Below are 17,496 nucleotides of genomic sequence, written 5' to 3' on the forward strand. Positions count from 1 at the left end.
AGGTGAGTGTGGCGGGATACGTGCCCGGGCGGCAGCCGCAGAGCAGGACCGGTGACCGGGCGGGCAGCCCGGCCCGGCCCACGGCGCCGAGCCGTCCGCGCAGCGGTCCCGCCCGCTCCAACCCGGCGCCCAGGATCACCGCGCTCGGCGGCGGCCAGGGCTTGTCCGCCTCGCTGTCCGCACTGCGCCGGCTCACCAGCGACCTCACCGCGGTCGTCACCGTCGCCGACGACGGCGGCTCCAGCGGGCGGCTGCGCACCGAACTGGGCGTCCTGCCCCCGGGCGACCTGCGCAAGGCGCTGGCCGCGCTGTGCGGGGACGACGACTGGGGCCGCACCTGGTCCGAGGTGATCCAGCAGCGCTTCACCGGCAACGGCGAGCTCGGCGGCCACGCCGTCGGCAACCTGCTGATCGTCGCGCTGTGGGAGAAGCTGGGCGACCCGGTGGCGGCCCTGGACTGGGTCGGCCGGCTGCTCAACGTGCAGGGCCGGGTGCTGCCGATGTCGGCGGTGCCGCTGGACATCGAGGCGACCGTCCGCGGCCACGACCCGGCGCGCCCCGGCGAGGTGTCGGCGGTCCGCGGCCAGGCCCACGTCGCGGTGACCCCCGGCACCGTCCAGTCGATCCGGCTGCTGCCGGACGGGCCGCCGGCCGTCCCGGAGGCGGTCACCGCCGTCCGCGAGGCGGACTGGGTGGTGCTCGGCCCCGGCTCCTGGTTCACCAGCGTGCTGCCGCACCTGCTGGTGCCCGAGCTGGCCAAGGCGCTCACCGAGACCCGCGCCCGCCGCCTGCTCACCCTGAACCTGGCCCCCCAGCCCGGGGAGACCGAGGGCTTCACCCCGCAGCGCCACCTGGAGGTCATCGCCGACCACGCTCCGGAGCTCGTGGTGGATGCGATCCTGGTGGACGAGCGCGCCGTCACCGGCGGCGCCTTCGGCCAGGCGGACCTCGCCGGCCTGGAGAAGGCCGCCGAGCGGATGGGCGCCGCCCTGGTGCTCGGTTCGGTGGCCCGCGCCGACGGCACGCCGCGACACGACCCCGAGCTGTTGGCGGCAGCGTACGACCGGATTTTCCGGACACATGGAAGGATCGGGCCATGGCGATGACTCCAGCGGTGAAGGACGAGATCAGCCGGCTCCCGGTCACCCGGGCCTGCTGTCGCAAGGCGGAGGTGTCGGCGATCCTGCGGTTCGCGGGTGGACTGCACATCGTGAGCGGTCGCATCGTGATCGAGGCCGAGCTGGACACCGGAGCGGCGGCACGGCGGCTGCGCAAGGACCTGCTGGAGATCTTCGGGCACTCCTCCGACCTCGTGGTGATGGCCCCCGGCGGGCTGCGCCGCGGCAGCCGCTTCGTGGTCCGCGTCGTCAAGGACGGCGAACTGCTCGCGCGCCAGACCGGACTGGTCGACGGCCGCGGACGCCCGATCCGGGGCCTGCCCCCGGCGGTCGTCTCCGGCGCCACCTGCGACGCCGAGGCGGCCTGGCGCGGGGCCTTCCTGGCGCACGGCTCGCTCACCGAGCCGGGCCGGTCCTCCTCCTTGGAGGTCACCTGCCCCGGCTCCGAGGCGGCGCTGGCCCTGGTCGGCGCGGCCCGCCGGCTGGGCATCCCGGCCAAGGCCCGCGAGGTGCGCGGCGTGGACCGGGTGGTCATCCGCGACGGCGACGCGATCGGCGCGCTGCTGACCCGCCTGGGCGCCCACGAGTCGGTGCTCGCCTGGGAGGAGCGCCGGATGCGGCGGGAGGTGCGGGCCACCGCCAACCGGCTCGCCAACTTCGACGACGCCAACCTGCGCCGCTCCGCCCGCGCCGCGGTGGCGGCCGGCGCCCGGGTGCAGCGCGCGCTGGAGATCCTCGGCGAGGAGGTGCCCGAGCACCTGGCCGCGGCCGGCCAGCTGCGGATGCAGCACAAGCAGGCCTCGCTGGAGGAGCTGGGCGCGCTCGCCGACCCGCCGCTGACCAAGGACGCGGTGGCCGGCCGGATCCGCCGCCTGCTGGCGATGGCCGACAAGCGGGCCTCCGAGCTCGGCCTGCCGAGCACCGAGGCGAGCCTGACCGACGAGATGGCGATGAACTGACGCTCACGGTCCGTGATCGAAACACGGCCGGTGTCCGGACCCCCGGGCACCGGCCGTCGGCGTTCCCGGGCCGTCCCGATCCACCGGAATTGGTACAGACCACAGGCCCGGGACCAACTGCCCGCCGGGCCAGGGCCGGACGGCCTGAAATCGGGTTTGGGGCACGCCACGCACGGTCTCACGGAGCGGCGCGATGTGCCGTCCCAGGCCCCGGAGAGGTAGGGTCATAGGCGGTCGGGGACTTCCCAAATCTCACCCCCGTCGGGCTCCGGCCCGGCGTACCTAACGAGGAGATCGGTTCGTGACGATCCGGGTAGGCATCAACGGCTTCGGCCGCATCGGCCGCAACTTCTTCCGGGCGGTCAAGGCCCAGGGCGCGGACATCGAGGTCGTCGGTGTCAACGACCTCACCGACACGAAGACCCTGGCTCACCTGCTCAAGTACGACACCACCCTGGGCACCTTCCCGGGCGAGGTCTCGCACACCGAGGACAGCATCACCGTCGACGGCCACACCTTCAAGGTGACCGCCGAGCGTGACCCGGCCAACCTTCCGTGGGCCGCCCTGGGCGCCGACATCGTCGTCGAGTCCACCGGCATCTTCACCAAGGCCGAGGCCGCGAAGAAGCACCTCGCCGCCGGCGCGAAGAAGGTCATCATCTCGGCGCCCGCCACCGACGAGGACGTCACCATCGTCCTGGGCGTCAACGACGAGAAGTACGACGCCGCCAACCACCACGTCATCTCCAACGCCTCCTGCACCACCAACTGCGTGGCGCCGATGGCGAAGGTGCTGAACGAGAGCTTCGGCATCGTCAAGGGTCTGATGACGACCGTGCACGCGTTCACCAACGACCAGGTGACCCTGGACTTCCCGCACAAGGACCTGCGCCGCGCCCGCGCCGCGTCGCAGAACATCATCCCGACGTCGACCGGCGCCGCCAAGGCGACCGCCCTGGTCCTGCCGGAGCTGAAGGGCAAGCTGGACGGCACCTCGCTGCGCGTCCCGGTCCCGACCGGTTCCATCACGGACCTGGTCGTCACCCTGGAGCGCGAGGTCACCAAGGACGAGGTCAACGCCGCCTTCCAGAAGGCCGCGCAGGAGGGCCCGCTCAAGGGCATCCTGGCCTACATCGAGGACCCGATCGTCTCCTCGGACATCGTCAACGACCCGGCCTCCTGCATCTTCGACAGCCAGCTGACCATGGTCCAGGGCAACCAGGTCAAGGTGCTCGGCTGGTACGACAACGAGTGGGGCTACTCGAACCGCGTCGTCGACCTGGTCACCCTCGTCGGTGGGCAGCTCTGACGCGGTGGGAGCTGACGTGATGTAGGGGCGAGGGCCCGGACGGCGCACCATGCCGACCGGGCCCTCGCTCCGCGCTCCAGGACTTCCTCAGGCGGCCCCTGCGCCGTGCCGCCTCTGCGCATCAACCCTCTCCCCAGGAGAAACCGAATCCCCGTGAAGACCATCGAAGAGCTCATCGAAGCCGGCGTCGAAGGCAAGCGCGTGTTCGTGCGTGCCGACCTGAACGTGCCGCTGGACGGCGAGACGATCACCGACGACGGCCGGATCCGCGCCGTCGCCCCGACCATCGCCAAGCTCGCCGCGGCCGGCGCCAAGGTCGTCGTCGCCTCGCACCTCGGCCGCCCCAAGGGCGAGCCGGATCCGAAGTTCTCGCTCGCCCCGGCGGCCAAGCGGCTCGGCGAGATCCTCGGCAAGGACGTCGCGTTCGCCACCGACACCGTCGGTGACAGCGCCGCGGCCACCGTCGCCGCCCTGGGCGACGGCGAGGTCGCGCTGCTGGAGAACCTGCGCTTCAACGCCGGCGAGACCAGCAAGGACGACGCCGAGCGCAAGGCCTTCGCCGAGCAGCTCGCCGCGCTGGCCGACCTGTACGTCGGCGACGGCTTCGGCGCCGTGCACCGCAAGCACGCCTCGGTCTACGACCTGCCCGGCCTGCTGCCGCACGCCGCGGGCGGCCTGATCGCCACCGAGGTCGGCGTGCTGAAGAAGCTCACCGAGGACGTCAAGCGCCCGTACGTGGTGGTGCTCGGCGGCGCCAAGGTGTCCGACAAGCTCGCCGTGATCGACAACCTGCTGAAGAAGGCCGACCGGATCCTGATCGGTGGCGGCATGGCGTACACCTTCCTCAAGGCCAAGGGCCACGAGGTCGGCATCTCGCTGCTGCAGGAGGACCAGGTCCCGACCGTCCTGAACTACCTGGCCGAGGCCGAGCAGCGCGGCGTCGAGTTCGTCCTGCCGACGGACGTCCTGGTCTCCGCCGAGTTCCCGGACCTCAAGGGCAAGACCCCGGCGACCTACGAGGTCGTCGCCGCGGACGCGATCCCGGCGGACCAGGAGGGTCTGGACATCGGCCCGAAGACCCGCGAGCTGTACGCGGCCAAGGTGGCCGACGCCGGCACGGTGTTCTGGAACGGCCCGATGGGAGTCTTCGAGCACCCGGACTTCGCGAACGGCACCAAGGCCGTCGCGCAGGGCCTGCTGGACAGCGACGCGTTCACCGTGGTCGGCGGCGGCGACTCCGCCGCGGCCGTCCGCATCCTGGGCTTCGACGAGAACGCCTTCGGACACATCTCGACCGGCGGTGGCGCGAGCCTCGAGTACCTGGAGGGCAAGACGCTCCCCGGTCTCGCCGCCCTGGAAGGCTGAAAGCATGACTGAGCGTCTCCCGCTGATGGCGGGCAACTGGAAGATGAACCTCAACCACCTCGAGGCCATCCAGCACACCCAGAAGCTGGACTTCGCGCTGGCCGACAAGGACTACGAGGCCGTCGAGGTCGCCGTCCTGGTGCCGTTCACCGACCTGCGGTCGGTGCAGACCCTGGTCGACGGCGACAAGATGAAGATCAAGTACGGCTCGCAGGACATCTCGCAGCACGACTCCGGTGCCTACACCGGCGAGGTCTCCGGCCCGATGCTGGCCAAGCTCAAGTGCACCTACGCGGTGATCGGCCACTCCGAGCGCCGCCAGTACCACGGCGAGGACGAGGCGATCGTCAACGCCAAGGTCAAGGCCGCCTACCGCGCCGGGATCACCCCGATCCTGTGCATCGGCGAGCCGCTGGACGTCCGCAAGGCCGGCACGCACGTCGAGCACACCCTGGCCCAGCTGGACGGCGCCCTGGCGGACGTCCCGGCCCACCAGGCCGAGACCATCGTGGTCGCCTACGAGCCGGTCTGGGCGATCGGCACCGGCGAGGTGGCCACCCCGGAGGACGCGCAGGAGGTCTGCTCGGCCATCCGAAAGCGGATCGCCGAGCTGTACGGCGCCGAGCTCGCCGACAAGGTCCGTGTGCTGTACGGCGGTTCGGTCAAGTCGTCGAGCGCGGCCGGCCTGATGGCCAAGCCCGACATCGACGGCGGCCTGATCGGCGGTGCCTCGCTGGACGCCGACGAGTTCGTCAAGATCGTGCGCTACCGTGAGCAGGCAGTAGGCTAACGCCGCCGCAGCAACGTAGGCTTTGGGGCCGGACCGCCGGACGCGGCCCGGCCCCTTCGCCGAAGATACGAGAGAGTTGGTCCCGTCGTGGTTCTCGGGTTCTCGATTGCCCTGATCATCTTCAGTCTGCTGATGATCCTGCTGGTGCTGCTGCACAAGGGGAAGGGCGGCGGCCTGTCGGACATGTTCGGCGGTGGCGCGATGTCCACCGGCGGCGGCTCCGCGGTGGCCGAGCGCAACCTGGACCGCATCACCATCGTGGTCGGCCTGGGCTGGTTCGCCAGCATCATCGTGCTCGGCCTGCTGCTCAAGTACAAGGGCTGACGCAACCCTGACGCCCCGTCGCCCGAGCGCCTATCCTGGGACGGTCGGGTGCGGAGGCGATAGTGGTGGATGCTTAACACCTGCTTACACTAGGACGACTTTCGCCACCGACGCGCACCGCGGCGGGTCGGCGCACCAGTACGCAGGGAGTCAGACCGTGGCAAGTGGCAATGCCATCCGTGGCAGCAGGGTTGGGGCCGGCCCGATGGGCGAGGCGGAGCGCGGCGAGTCCGCCCCGCGCAACCGGATCTCCTTCTGGTGCGCCAACAAGCACGAGACCCGGCCCAGCTTCGCCGCCGAGGCGGCGATCCCGGACACCTGGGACTGCCCGCGCTGCGGCTTCCCGGCCGGGCAGGACCAGCACAACCCGCCGGCGCCCTCGCGCAACGAGCCGTACAAGACGCACCTCGCCTACGTCCGGGAGCGGCGCACCGACGCCGACGGCGAGGCGATCCTGGCCGAGGCACTGGCGAAGCTCCGCGGCGAGATCTGACGAGATCCGCGTGGACGTGAACGAAGAAGGGCGCCACCGTCGACAGACGGTGGCGCCCTTCGGCGTTCCGGGCCGCTAGGCCGAGGCCGGCGGGTAGAGCTGCGGCGGGATCCGCTCCGCGGCGGCGCGGTCCAGCAGCCACAGGGTGCGGCTGCGGCCGTACGCGCCGGAGGCGGGCGCCTGGAGCTCGCCGGGGCCGGACAGGGCCAGCGCGACCGCGCCCGCCTTGTCCTCGCCGGCGGCCAGCAGCCAGACCTCGCGGGCCGCCCGGATCGCCGGGAGGGTGAGCGAGATCCGGGTCGGCGGGGGCTTGGGGGCCCCGCGCACGCCGACCACGGTCCGCTCGCTCTCCCGCACGCCCGGGTGCTCGGGGAAGAGCGAGGCGATGTGGGTGTCCGGGCCGACGCCGAGCAGCAGCACGTCGAAGGACGGGACGCCGAGCCGGTCGCCCGGCCCGGCCGCCTTCGCCAGCTCCTCGGCGTAGCGGGCCGCGGCGGCCTCCACGTCCGAGCCGTCCGCCCCGTCCGAGGCGGGCATCTCGTGCACCCGCGCCGGGTCGAGCGGGACGGCGGCCAGCAGTTCGGCGCGGGCCTGGACGGCGTTGCGGTCCGGATCGGCGGCGGGGACGAACCGCTCGTCGCCCCACCAGAGGTCCAGCCGGCCCCAGTCGACCGCGTCGCGCGCCGGGGACGCGGCGATCGCGGCCAGCAGGGCGTTGCCGTTGCGGCCGCCGGTGAGCACCACCGAGGCGGTGCCGCGGGCGGCCTGGGCGTCCACGATCCGGGTGATCAGCCGGGCCGCGGCCGCCTGGGCCATCAGCTCCTTGTCCCGGTGGACGACCAGCTGCGGGGTGGCGTTGGTCATGCGCTTTCCTTGGTGGCGCGCTTGCCGACCGCCTTCTTCGCGGCCTTCTTGTCCGCCGCCTCGGTGATCACCCGCTCCCGCTCGGCCGCGGCAGCCTCGGCGACCGCGTCGGCGACCCGCTCGGCCGCCGCCGTCTCGGCGTTGGCCGGCTCGTGCAGCCGGTCGACGGGCGTGCGCACGGCCGTCGCGTAGATGTCGTCCGGGTCCAGGCGGCGCAGCTCCTCGGCGATCAGCTCCGAGGTCTCGCGCCGCTTGAGCGCCACCTGGCGGTCCGGCGAGCCGGGCATGGACAGCGTGCCCATCAGGCCGTCCGGGCGGTCCAGGGTGATGTCCCCGTCCTTGGTGCGCAGGTGCACCGCGGTGATGCCGGGGCCGCCGCTGACGACCCGCTCGACCGGGACGTGCAGCCGGTTGGTCAGCCACAGGCCGAGCAGCTCGACGCTGGGGTTGTAGGACTCGCCCTCGACCGCCGCGGAGACGATCCGGGACGGTCGCTGGTCCAGCGCGGCGGCCAGCATCGAGCGCCAGCCGGTGATCCGGCTCCAGGCCAGGTCTGTGTCGCCCGGGGTGTAGCTCTGGGCCCGCTGGGCGAGCTGGCCGACCGGGGACTCGGCGGTGACGGCGTCGGTGATCCGGCGCTGGGCGAGCGAGCCCAGCGGGTCCTGCGCCGGGTGCAGCGGCGCGTTGTCCGGCCACCAGACGACGACCGGGGCGTCCGGCAGCAGCAGCGGCAGGACGACCGACTGGGCGTGCGCGGCGAGTTCGCCGTGCATGCGCAGGACGACCGTCTCGCCGGAGCCGGCGTCCGAGCCGACCAGGATCTCGGCGTCCAGGCGGGTCTCGGCGCGGGCCCGCGGCGAGCGCCCGGCGCGCTTGATCACCGCGAGGGTGCGCATCGGGTGCTCGCGGGAGGCGTCGTTGGCGGCCTTGAGGGCGTCGTACGCGCTGCCCTCGTCGGTCACGACCACCAGGGTGAGCACCATGCCGGCGGCGCCGGAGCCACTGGCCCGGCGCGCCTCCATCAGCTTGGCGTTGATCTTGCTCGACGTCGTGTCGGTGAGGTCGATCTTCATGGCCGCCGCCAGCTCCTGCCGTCTCGTGCGAGCATCTCGTCCGCCTCGACGGGGCCCCAGGTCCCCGCCGGGTACTGGGCGGGCTTGCCGTGGGCGTCCCAGTACTTCTCGATCGGGTCGAGGATCTGCCAGGACAGCTCGACCTCCTGGTGACGCGGGAACAGGTTGGCGTCACCGAGCAGCACGTCGAGGATGAGCCGCTCGTACGCCTCCGGGCTGGACTCGGTGAAGGACTCGCCGTAGGCGAAGTCCATCGTGACGTCCCGGACCTCGAAGGAGGTGCCCGGCACCTTGGAGCCGAACCGCACCGTCACGCCCTCGTCCGGCTGGACCCGGATGACCAGGGCGTTCTGCCCCAGCTCCTCGGTCGCGTAGGAGTCGAAGGGCAGGTAGGGGGCGCGCTGGAAGACCACCGCGATCTCGGTGACCCGGCGGCCCAGGCGCTTGCCGGTGCGCAGGTAGAACGGGACGCCCGCCCAGCGGCGGTTGTTGATCTCCAGCTTGATGGCCGCGTAGGTGTCGGTCTTGGAGTCCGGGTCGATGCCGTCCTCGTCCAGGTAGCCGACGACCTCCTCGCCGCCCTGCCAGCCGGTCGCGTACTGGCCGCGCACGGTGTGCCGGCCGAGGTCGGCCGGGAGCTTGACGGCGCTGAGCACCTTGAGCTTCTCGGCCACCAGTGCCTTCGGGTGGAAGGACGCCGGCTCCTCGATGGCGGTGAGGGCCATCAGCTGGAGCAGGTGGTTCTGGATCACGTCACGGGCGGAGCCGATGCCGTCGTAGTAGCCGGCCCGGCCGCCGATGCCGATGTCCTCGGCCATGGTGATCTGCACGTGGTCGACGTACGACCGGTTCCAGATCGGCTCGAACATCTGGTTGGCGAAGCGCAGCGCCAGGATGTTCTGGACCGTCTCCTTGCCCAGGTAGTGGTCGATCCGGAAGACCTCGTCCCGGGGGAAGACCTCGTGGACGATCCGGTTCAGCTCCTGGGCGCTCTCCAGGTCGTGGCCGAAGGGCTTCTCGATGACCGCGCGGCGCCACGAGCCTTGCGGGGGATCGGCCAGGCCGTGCTTCTTGAGCTGCTGGACGACGGTCGGGAAGAACTTCGGCGGGACGGACAGGTAGAAGGCGAAGTTGCCGCCGGTGCCCTGCGCCTTGTCCAGCTCCTCGATGGTCTCGCGCAGCTTGTCGAAGGCGTCGTCGTCGTCGAAGGTGCCGTGGACGAAGCGCATGCCCTTGGCGAGCTGCTGCCAGACCTCCTCCCGGAACTGGGTGCGGGCGTGGTCCCGGACGGCGTCGTGGACCTCCTTGGCGAAGTCCTCGTCGTCCCACTCACGGCGGGCGAAGCCGATGAGGGAGAAGCCCGGCGGCAGCAGGCCGCGGTTGGCCAGGTCGTAGATGGCCGGCATCAGCTTTTTGCGGGACAGGTCGCCGGTGACCCCGAAGATGACCAGACCGGACGGCCCCGCGATGCGCGGGAGCCGTCGGTCGGAGGGGTCACGAAGCGGGTTGACCGGGGCGGGCGGGAGGTCGTCCGCGTCCGATTCCGATGTCAACTCGGGGAAATCAGTGCTCACTTGATGGGCTCCGCTTTCGTGCGCTGGCGGTGAGCGGGGATCACTTCTCGTCGGCGAAGGAGGCGAGCGAGGCAGTGACGGTGTCGAGCAGCTCCTTCCAGGACTGCTCGAACTTCTCGACGCCCTCGTCCTCCAGCACCTGCACCACGTCGTCGTAGTCCACGCCGGCGGCGGCGATCGCGTCCAGCACGGCCTTGGCGTCGTCGTAGTTGGGGACGATGGTGTTGCCGGTGACCACGCCGTGGTCGGCAGTGGCCTCCAGGGTGGCCTCGGGCATGGTGTTGACGGTGCCGGGGGCGGCCAGCTCGGTGACGTACAGGGTGTCCGACAGGGCCGGGTCCTTGACGCCGGTGGACGCCCACAGCGGGCGCTGCGGCTTGGCGCCGGCGGCCTCCAGGGCGCGCCAGCGGTCGGTGCCGGCGGACTTGCCGTCGACGCTGCCGAAGACCTCCTCGTACGCCTGGTAGGCGAGGCGGGCGTTGGCCAGGGCCGCCTTGGAGCGCAGGTCCTTGGCGTCGCCGCCGATCTTGTCCAGGCGCTTGTCGATCTCGGTGTCCACGCGGGAGACGAAGAAGGAGGCGACCGACTCGATCTGGGAGAGGTCCAGGCCCTTGGCCTTGGCGGCCTCCAGGCCGGTCAGGTAGGCGTCGATGACGGCCTTGTAGCGCTCCAGCGAGAAGATCAGCGTGACGTTGACGCTGATGCCCTTGCCGATGACCTCGCTGATGGCCGGCAGGCCGGCCTTGGTGGCGGGGATCTTGATGAAGACGTTCGGGCGGTCCACCAGCCACCACAGCTGCTTGGCCTCGGCCACGGTGGCGGGGGTCTCGTGCGCCAGGCGCGGGTCGACCTCGATGGAGACCCGGCCGTCCCGGCCGTTGGAGGCGTCGTAGACCGGGCGCAGCACGTCGGCCGCGTCGCGCACGTCCGAGGTGGTGATCATGCGGATCGCCTCCTCGGTGGTGACCTTGCGGACGGCGAGGTCGCGCAGCTGGCCGTCGTAGGAGTCGTCCCCGCTGCCGGCGATGGCCTTCTGGAAGATGGTCGGGTTGGTGGTGACACCCACCACGTGCTTGTTCTGCACCAGTTCGGCCAGGTTGCCGGAGTTCAGCCGCTTGCGGCTGAGGTCGTCCAGCCAGATCGCAACGCCCTCGTCGCTGAGGCGCTTCAGTGCGTCAGTCATGGTGCTCAGTCCCTTGCTCTTCTGCTTCGTGGGGTAGTCAGAGGGGCCGCGCACCCGCGTGCGGGCGGGTGCGCGGCCGGAAGCCGGCTAGCGGTTGACGGCTTCGAGGGCGCGCAGGGCGTTGTGGGCCTCGGCCACCACGCGCTCCGCGGTGATGCCGAACTCCTCGAAGAGCACCTTGTAGTCGGCGGAGGCACCGAAGTGCTCCAGCGACACGATCCGGCCGTGGTCGCCGACCAGCTCGCGCCAGCCCTGGGCGATGCCGGCTTCCACCGACACCCGGGCCTTGACCGACGGCGGCAGCACGCTGTCGCGGTACGCCTGGTCCTGCTCCTGGAACCACTCGAACGACGGCAGCGAGACCACGCGGGTCGCGATGCCCTCGGCCTCCAGCACCTCGCGGGCCTTGACGGCCAGCTGGACCTCGGAGCCGGTGCCCAGCAGGATCAGCTGCGGGTCGCCGGTGGACGCCTCGGCCAGGATGTAGCCGCCCTTCGCGGTGCCCTCGGCGGAGCCGAAGACCTCGCGGTCGTAGGTCGGGACGCCCTGGCGGGTGAGGGCCAGGCCGACCGGGCCGGGGCGGCTGCTCTGGCGCTCCACGATGGTGCGCCAGGCGACGGCCGTCTCGTTGGCGTCGGCCGGGCGGACCATGGCCAGGCCCGGGATGGCGCGCAGCGAGGCCAGCTGCTCGACCGGCTGGTGCGTCGGGCCGTCCTCGCCCAGGCCGATCGAGTCGTGCGTCCAGACGTAGGTGACCGGCAGCTTCATCAGCGCGGCCAGGCGGACGGCCGGGCGCATGTAGTCGGCGAAGACCAGGAAGGTGCCGCCGTACACGCGGGTCCTGCCGTGCAGGGCGATGCCGTTCATGGTCGAGCCCATGGCGTGCTCGCGGATGCCGAAGTGGATCGTCCGGCCGTACGGGCTCGCCGACTTCAGCGGGTTGCCGTCGGGCAGGAACGAACTGTCCTCGTCGATGGTGGTGAGGTTGGACTCGGCGAGGTCGGCCGAGCCGCCCCACAGCTCAGGGATCACCGAGCCGAGCGCCTTGAGGGTGTCGCCGGAGGCCTTGCGGGTGGCGACGTCCTTGCCGGCCGGGAAGGACGGGACGGCCTTCTTCCAGCCCTCGGGCAGCTCGCCCGCCTGGATGCGGTCGAACTCGGCGGCGCGGTGCGCGTCGGCGGCACGCCAGGCGTCGAAGGACCGCTGCCACTGGTCGCGGGCGGCCTTGCCGCGCTTGATGACCTGGCGGGCGTGCTCGATGACGTGGTCGCTGACCTCGAAGGTCTTCTCCGGGTCGAAGCCCAGGACCTTCTTGGTGGCGGCGATCTCGGCGGCGCCGAGCGCGGAGCCGTGCGCCTTCGCCGTGTTCTGGGCGTCCGGGGCCGGCCAGGCGATGATCGTGCGCATCCCGATGATCGACGGGCGGGAGGTCTCGGCCTTGGCCGCGGCCAGCGCCTCGGCCAGGGCGGCCACGTCGACGTCACCGTTGGACTTCGGGGCGACGCGCTGGACGTGCCAGCCGTACGCCTCGTAGCGCTTGAGGACGTCCTCGGAGAAGGCGGTCTCGGTGTCGCCCTCGATCGAGATGTGGTTGTCGTCGTAGAGGGCGACCAGGTTGCCCAGCTTCTGGTGGCCGGCCAGCGAGGAGGCCTCGGCGGAGATGCCCTCCTCCAGGTCGCCGTCGGAGACGATGGCCCAGATGGTGTGGTCGAACGGGGACTCGCCGGCCGGGGCCTCCGGGTCGAACAGCCCGCGCTCGTAGCGGGCGGCCATCGCCATGCCCACCGCGTTGCCGATGCCCTGGCCGAGCGGGCCGGTCGTGGTCTCCACGCCGGCGGTGTGGCCGTGCTCCGGGTGGCCCGGGGTGCGGCTGCCGGAGACCCGGAAGGCCTTGAGGTCGTCCAGCTCCAGGCCGTAGCCCGAGAAGTACAGCTGGGTGTAGAGCGTCAGGCTGGTGTGCCCGGGGGAGAGGACGAAGCGGTCGCGGCCGACCCAGGACGGGTCGGTCGGGTCGTGGCGCAGGAATCGCTGGAAGATCAGGTACGCAGCCGGGGCCAGCGACATGGCCGTCCCGGGGTGCCCGTTGCCGACCTTCTGGACAGCGTCCATCGCGAGGACGCGCGCGGTGTCAACCGTGCGCTCGTCCAGATCGGTCCACTCGAATGCGTTCGTCGGCGCAGTGCTCACCCTGTCTCAGGGCTCCTTCCGTATTGAAGAGTGACCCCGTGAATGGGGACCGGGTCGGCCACGGCGCTGTGGTCCCGACGCTGGGTGGTGCCGGTCACGGAGGGTAGATCCCGCTTCTGCGTGCGAGCCTACCGTCCGGCCCGGGGCTCACCCTCCGTGCTGGGACAACCAGGATTTCCGCATGGTGATTCCCACTAGGCCGGTCTGACTGGTTTTGTCCCAGGCTCTCCTGGTTCGCGGCCTCCCGCCCCTCCGGTGGACAGGACGGGCGAGCGGGGCCCGCCGGAGGCGCTTCGTGGCTCCACCCAGACGGTTCACCCGGGGGTGTGCGGTTCGGCCTCGCCGGAGGACCCCGGAGCCGGATGGGATATATGGAGCGTCTATGGTGTCGTGGTACGCGCAGAGCGGACGATTCGGGACCTTCGTTCCTGTGGACGCCTGCGAGGATTCATCTTCAGTTGGGGTGTTAGTGACCGCCGTCGAAACCCGTCCCGCCGGGGTCACCGGGGCGACTCCTGCGCACCGGCCGCTCGGGGCCCGTGTCGGCGCCTTCGTCGCACTGACCAAGCCCCGGATCATCGAACTGCTGCTGATGAGCACCGTGCCGGTGATGTTCCTGGCCCAGCAGGGCGTGCCGAACATGCTGCTGGTGCTCAAGGTCGTGATCGGCGGCTACCTGTCGGCCGGCGGCGCCAACGCCCTCAACATGTACATCGACCGCGACATCGACGCGATGATGTCCCGCACCGAGCGGCGGCCGATCGTCACCGGGATGGTGTCGCCGCGCGAGGCCCTCGTGTTCGGCATCGCGCTCGCGATCGTCTCGACCCTGCTGCTCGGCTTCGGGGTCAACTGGCTCTCCGCCGCGCTGGCCCTGGGCGCGCTGCTGTTCTACGTGTTCGTCTACACGCTGGGGCTCAAGCGGCGCACCTCGCAGAACATCGTCTGGGGCGGCATCGCCGGCTGCATGCCGGTGCTGGTCGGCTGGTCCTCGGTGACCGACTCGGTGTCCTCGGCGGCCGTAGTGCTGTTCCTCGTGGTGTTCTTCTGGACGCCGCCGCACACCTGGGTGCTGTCGATGAAGGTGCGCGACGACTACCTGCGGGCCGGAGTGCCGATGCTGCCGGTCGTCAAGGGCAACGTGGCCGTCGGCAAGCAGGTCGTCATCTACTCCTGGGTGATGGTGGCGGTCTCGCTGGCGCTGTGGCCCCTCGGGCACATGAGCTGGCTGTACCCGGCCGCCGCGGTGCTGCTCGGCGGGTTCTGGCTGCGCGAGGCGCACGCGCTGTACGCGCGGGCCAAGGCCGGGGTCGTGGGCGCCAAGCTCAAGGAGATGCGGCTGTTCCACTGGTCGATCACCTACCTGTCGCTGCTGATGGTGGTGTGCGCGGTCGACCCGTTCGTGAAGTAAGAGGTGCGTGCGCGAGAGCCCCGGTCCGGTGGACCGGGGCTCTCGCGCATTCGGGGGTTCCGGCCGGGGTGCTAGCGGGAGGGCAGCTCGGAGGGGCCGACGTGGCCGTCGAGCCAGTCGCGGAGCGGCCGGGAGGCGCGCAGGAAGCCGGTGATCCGGGTGTGGGCGGCGCGGGTGCCCAGCCACTTCGCGGGCTCCCACTCCTGCCAGGCCACCAGGCCCTTGTGGCGCAGTAGCTCGATCCTCGGGTGGTCCTTGGCGTAGCCGCGCGGGGCGGACTTGAGACTGTCCCGGCCGGACACCCGCGGGCCGTCCTTCTCCACCCGGGCGATCACCCGCTCCAGCTCGGCGCCGCTGACGTCCTCGGCGACGGCGGCGCGGTAGCGCTCCAACTGGTCCGGGGCGAGCTGGTACATCCCGTTGCCGCAGGCCAGGCCGTCGGCGGAGAGCTGGATGTAGCCGCCGGACTCCAGGTGGGCGCCGATGTGCGTCTTGTACGGGGACTTGTCGGCGCTGAAGCGGACGTCGCGGTTCGGGCGGAAGATCTTCCCCGGCCCGAACTCCGGCTCCAGCTCGGCGAGCAGCAGCTCCATCGGGGCGCGTACGGCGTCTTCGTACTGCTCCCGGTGGGCCTGCCAGAAGGACTTCGAGTTGTCGGCCTCCAGGTGCTCGTAGAAGTCGAGCGCCTCGGTCGGCCAGCCGGAGAAGGTCACCTCCTCAGTATGTGGCCCGGTGCACAGGGCGCTCCCGTCGCCAGCGCCTCTACCGGTGGGTAGCATGCGGTCATGAGCAGCGCAGAGACCGCCACCGCCGCCGCGCCGGACGCCCGTACCGAGCGCCGCGCCAAGCGCATCGCCAAGAACCTCACCAGCTTCGCCCGGGAGCACGGCGGCAGCGCCGACGCGGTCGTCGAGTACGTCGGCGCCGTGGCCACCCGCATCGTCGTGGTCGGCGCGGACGGCGCCTGGGGCGACCAGGTGGCCCCCAGCTACGCCGTCGGCCGCCGGGCCGCCGAACTGGCCGGGCTGACCCTGCACGACGACTTCGAGGGCGAGCTGGGCCTCAAGGTCAAGACCGGCCCGTACGAGTGGAAGCGGATGGCCGGCATCCAGCTCGGCGGCTGAGCCCCTGGACACGGCAGCGGCCCGGCTCCCCCTAGGTGGGGGAAGCGGGCCGTCGGCGTTGGTCAGGGGCACCGGACGGCCCGGCGACGGGTAGCGCTACGGTACGCGCATGCACTTCGTCGTTGCCGGTATCCGCACGCTCGTGAGCGCGATAGTCGACGGCGACCCGCTGTGGCCCGCGGTGACGCTCTTCCTGCTGTCCTTCCCCCTCGCGATCGCCGCCGCGCTGGTTCGCGCCCGCCGGAGGTCGCAGTAGGCCCGCTCCCCGTGCGGGAGCCGGGCCGTTCGCGGTCATTGGGCCACTGCTGGGACATGGCGAAGGCTCCCATCCCGGGGATGGGAGCCTTCGACGATGCTCAGACGGACGCGGGTTGCGGGGTCTGTGCGGGCAGCTGGTCGGGGGTCTCTTGGGCCTCGCGTACGCGTAGGGCGAGAGGGATGCGGAGGGCGGCGATCCACGTCAGGGACGCGCCGAGCATGTGGAGGCCGACCATCAGCTCGGGGGCGTCGGTGAAGTACTGGATGAAGCCGAGGACGCCCTGGAGGAGGAGGACGGCGAGCAGTTCCCCGGTGCGGGCCTTGGCGGGCTGGGGGGCCTTGATCGCGGCGAAGACGAAGATCATCGCAATGGTCAGGCCGACCGAGACGAACGCGAAGTCGGCGTGGAACTGGGCCAGGCGGTCGTAGTCGATCGGGATGCGCGGGACGAACTTGTTGTCCTGGGGCGTGCCGGGGTGGTGGCCGGCGCCGGTGACCAGGGTGCCGGCCGCGACGAGCAGGCCGATCACGGTGACCAGGACGTACGAGAGCTGGTGGATCGGGCGGGCCACCGAGAGCCTGGCCGGGCCGTCGCCCTCCTTGCTGCGCTCCCACATCAGCAGCGCGACCCAGACCAGGGCCATCGCGGCGATCATGTGCAGCGCCACGGTGTACGGGTTGAGGCCGGTCAGCACGGTGATGCCGCCGAGTACGGCGTTGCTCATCACCAGCCAGAACTGCGCCCAGCCGAGCCTGGTCAGTCCGCGCCGCCAGGGCCGGTGGCAGCGGGCGGCCAGGATGGCCCAGCCGACTGCCGCGCTCAGCACGTAGGTGAGCATCCGGTTGGTGAACTCGACGATGCCGTGGAAGCCCATCTCGGCGGTGGGCGTCAGGCTCTCGTCGGTGCAGCGGGGCCACGTGGTGCAGCCGAGGCCGGAGGCGGTGAGGCGGACGGCGCCGCCGGTGACGACGATCACCACGCTCATCACCAGCGCGGCGAACGCGGCGCGCCGGACCATCGCGGCGGAGGGCTGCCAGCGGTCGGCGAGCAGGGAGAAGGGGGTACGCACGGGGTCAATCGTAGGCGGCCTTACAGGCGATCTTGGGGCGGGGCGCGGGCGGGGCGCGGGCGGGGGGACCGGGTCCTTCCTCCGGGCCCCGAGGGGAAGCGGCGCCGCTGACGGAAGTGGCGTCGTCGGCGATTGAACCTGATCACCGGGGGCGCCGTTCTGTCCTGAGGTGACGAAGTTCATTCAAGTTTACCGAATTCGCGTTCCGCGAGGTGGCGGCTGTGATGGGCTGGTCATGCACATCGGAGAACGGACGGACAGACGAAATCCGGTCGGACGGCGGGGTGTGGCGGGATGCGGAAGTGCCGGTAGAGTCCCCCGGACAGTCGTAGCGGGCCACCGCGATCCAATCAACACGCCTGCTGCACAAGACCGTTCGGAGGGGAACTGCGTA

At 71.4% G+C, this 17,496-nt stretch carries 17 protein-coding genes; 10 read left to right on the forward strand and 7 right to left on the reverse strand.

What is annotated here, in order from left to right; translation table 11 throughout:
- The first annotated feature begins 8 nt into the window (after nucleotides 1–8).
- The 7 genes from AC0B61_RS13940 (at nucleotide 9) to AC0B61_RS13970 (ending at nucleotide 6,358) form a co-directional block, all read left to right on the forward strand.
- Nucleotides 9–1,106 carry a gluconeogenesis factor YvcK family protein gene (locus AC0B61_RS13940; protein ID WP_471741044.1) on the forward strand — a complete coding sequence of 366 codons (1,098 nt, stop codon included), beginning with the start codon at nucleotides 9–11 and terminating at the stop codon, nucleotides 1,104–1,106.
- Nucleotides 1,097–2,077 (forward strand): DNA-binding protein WhiA, encoded by a 981-nt coding sequence (whiA, locus tag AC0B61_RS13945; protein ID WP_471740886.1) that lies wholly within the window; start codon nucleotides 1,097–1,099, stop codon nucleotides 2,075–2,077. The genes AC0B61_RS13940 and whiA overlap by 10 nt, the downstream gene beginning before the upstream one ends.
- A gap of 301 nt (nucleotides 2,078–2,378) precedes the next feature.
- Nucleotides 2,379–3,386 (forward strand): type I glyceraldehyde-3-phosphate dehydrogenase, encoded by a 1,008-nt coding sequence (gene gap / locus AC0B61_RS13950; RefSeq protein WP_471740887.1) that lies wholly within the window; start codon nucleotides 2,379–2,381, stop codon nucleotides 3,384–3,386.
- Nucleotides 3,387–3,539: 153 nt separating this feature from the next.
- Nucleotides 3,540–4,751: a phosphoglycerate kinase gene (locus AC0B61_RS13955; protein ID WP_471740888.1), complete on the forward strand. Its 1,212-nt coding sequence runs from the start codon at nucleotides 3,540–3,542 to the stop codon at nucleotides 4,749–4,751.
- Between the two features lie 4 nt (nucleotides 4,752–4,755).
- Entirely contained in the window at nucleotides 4,756–5,541 is a 786-nt protein-coding gene (gene tpiA / locus AC0B61_RS13960; RefSeq protein WP_471740889.1) for a triose-phosphate isomerase, read from the forward strand.
- A gap of 87 nt (nucleotides 5,542–5,628) precedes the next feature.
- Nucleotides 5,629–5,865, forward strand: coding sequence for a preprotein translocase subunit SecG (gene secG, locus AC0B61_RS13965; protein WP_471740890.1), 237 nt, complete (start codon nucleotides 5,629–5,631; stop codon nucleotides 5,863–5,865).
- A 205-nt stretch (nucleotides 5,866–6,070) separates the two neighbouring features.
- Complete coding sequence (locus AC0B61_RS13970) at nucleotides 6,071–6,358, forward strand: RNA polymerase-binding protein RbpA (protein WP_030238413.1); 288 nt, start codon at nucleotides 6,071–6,073, stop codon at nucleotides 6,356–6,358.
- A gap of 75 nt (nucleotides 6,359–6,433) precedes the next feature.
- On the opposite strand, the gene pgl is transcribed toward AC0B61_RS13970, so the two are convergent.
- The 5 genes from pgl to tkt form a co-directional block, all read right to left on the reverse strand.
- Nucleotides 6,434–7,222, reverse strand: coding sequence for a 6-phosphogluconolactonase (pgl, locus tag AC0B61_RS13975; protein WP_471740891.1), 789 nt, complete (start codon nucleotides 7,220–7,222; stop codon nucleotides 6,434–6,436).
- Nucleotides 7,219–8,295 (reverse strand): glucose-6-phosphate dehydrogenase assembly protein OpcA, encoded by a 1,077-nt coding sequence (gene opcA / locus AC0B61_RS13980; RefSeq protein WP_471740892.1) that lies wholly within the window; start codon nucleotides 8,293–8,295, stop codon nucleotides 7,219–7,221. The genes pgl and opcA overlap by 4 nt, the downstream gene beginning before the upstream one ends.
- Nucleotides 8,292–9,848, reverse strand: coding sequence for a glucose-6-phosphate dehydrogenase (gene zwf, locus AC0B61_RS13985; protein ID WP_471741045.1), 1,557 nt, complete (start codon nucleotides 9,846–9,848; stop codon nucleotides 8,292–8,294). Before zwf ends, opcA begins: the two co-directional genes overlap by 4 nt.
- Nucleotides 9,849–9,909: 61 nt before the next feature.
- Nucleotides 9,910–11,052, reverse strand: a complete 1,143-nt coding sequence (gene tal, locus AC0B61_RS13990) for a transaldolase (RefSeq protein WP_471740893.1) — start codon at nucleotides 11,050–11,052, stop codon at nucleotides 9,910–9,912.
- A gap of 87 nt (nucleotides 11,053–11,139) precedes the next feature.
- Complete coding sequence (tkt, locus tag AC0B61_RS13995; protein WP_471740894.1) at nucleotides 11,140–13,239, reverse strand: transketolase; 2,100 nt, start codon at nucleotides 13,237–13,239, stop codon at nucleotides 11,140–11,142.
- A 463-nt stretch (nucleotides 13,240–13,702) separates the two neighbouring features.
- Here tkt and AC0B61_RS14000 point away from each other — a divergent pair, with 463 nt between their 5' ends.
- Nucleotides 13,703–14,650 carry a heme o synthase gene (locus AC0B61_RS14000; protein WP_471740895.1) on the forward strand — a complete coding sequence of 316 codons (948 nt, stop codon included), beginning with the start codon at nucleotides 13,703–13,705 and terminating at the stop codon, nucleotides 14,648–14,650.
- Between the two features lie 71 nt (nucleotides 14,651–14,721).
- On the opposite strand, the gene AC0B61_RS14005 is transcribed toward AC0B61_RS14000, so the two are convergent.
- Nucleotides 14,722–15,363 (reverse strand): DUF2461 domain-containing protein, encoded by a 642-nt coding sequence (locus AC0B61_RS14005; RefSeq protein WP_471740896.1) that lies wholly within the window; start codon nucleotides 15,361–15,363, stop codon nucleotides 14,722–14,724.
- Nucleotides 15,364–15,435: 72 nt separating this feature from the next.
- Here AC0B61_RS14005 and AC0B61_RS14010 point away from each other — a divergent pair, with 72 nt between their 5' ends.
- Both AC0B61_RS14010 and AC0B61_RS14015 read left to right on the forward strand, forming a co-directional pair.
- Entirely contained in the window at nucleotides 15,436–15,774 is a 339-nt protein-coding gene (locus AC0B61_RS14010; protein WP_471740897.1) for a hypothetical protein, read from the forward strand.
- 109 nt (nucleotides 15,775–15,883) lie between these two features.
- Nucleotides 15,884–16,030, forward strand: coding sequence for a hypothetical protein (locus AC0B61_RS14015; RefSeq protein WP_471740898.1), 147 nt, complete (start codon nucleotides 15,884–15,886; stop codon nucleotides 16,028–16,030).
- A gap of 100 nt (nucleotides 16,031–16,130) precedes the next feature.
- Here AC0B61_RS14015 and AC0B61_RS14020 read toward each other — a convergent pair whose 3' ends face one another.
- A complete protein-coding gene (locus AC0B61_RS14020; protein ID WP_471741046.1) occupies nucleotides 16,131–17,111 on the reverse strand; it encodes a COX15/CtaA family protein in 981 nt (326 codons plus the stop codon).
- Nucleotides 17,112–17,496: the final 385 nt, after the last annotated feature.

The sequence above is a fragment of the Kitasatospora sp. NPDC023385 genome, assembly GCF_055664045.1.

Excerpts from the sequence above, each read along its gene's own strand:
- whiA (WP_471740886.1), top strand. The coding sequence starts at position 1,097 with ATGGCGATGACTCCAGCGGTGAAGGACGAGATCAGCCGGCTCCCGGTC.
- tpiA (WP_471740889.1), top strand. The coding sequence starts at position 4,756 with ATGACTGAGCGTCTCCCGCTGATGGCGGGCAACTGGAAGATGAACCTC.
- AC0B61_RS13970 (WP_030238413.1), top strand. The coding sequence starts at position 6,071 with ATGGGCGAGGCGGAGCGCGGCGAGTCCGCCCCGCGCAACCGGATCTCC.
- pgl (WP_471740891.1), bottom strand. The coding sequence starts at position 7,222 with ATGACCAACGCCACCCCGCAGCTGGTCGTCCACCGGGACAAGGAGCTG.
- opcA (WP_471740892.1), bottom strand. The coding sequence starts at position 8,295 with ATGAAGATCGACCTCACCGACACGACGTCGAGCAAGATCAACGCCAAG.
- tal (WP_471740893.1), bottom strand. The coding sequence starts at position 11,052 with ATGACTGACGCACTGAAGCGCCTCAGCGACGAGGGCGTTGCGATCTGG.
- AC0B61_RS14010 (WP_471740897.1), top strand. The coding sequence starts at position 15,436 with ATGAGCAGCGCAGAGACCGCCACCGCCGCCGCGCCGGACGCCCGTACC.
- AC0B61_RS14015 (WP_471740898.1), top strand. The coding sequence starts at position 15,884 with ATGCACTTCGTCGTTGCCGGTATCCGCACGCTCGTGAGCGCGATAGTC.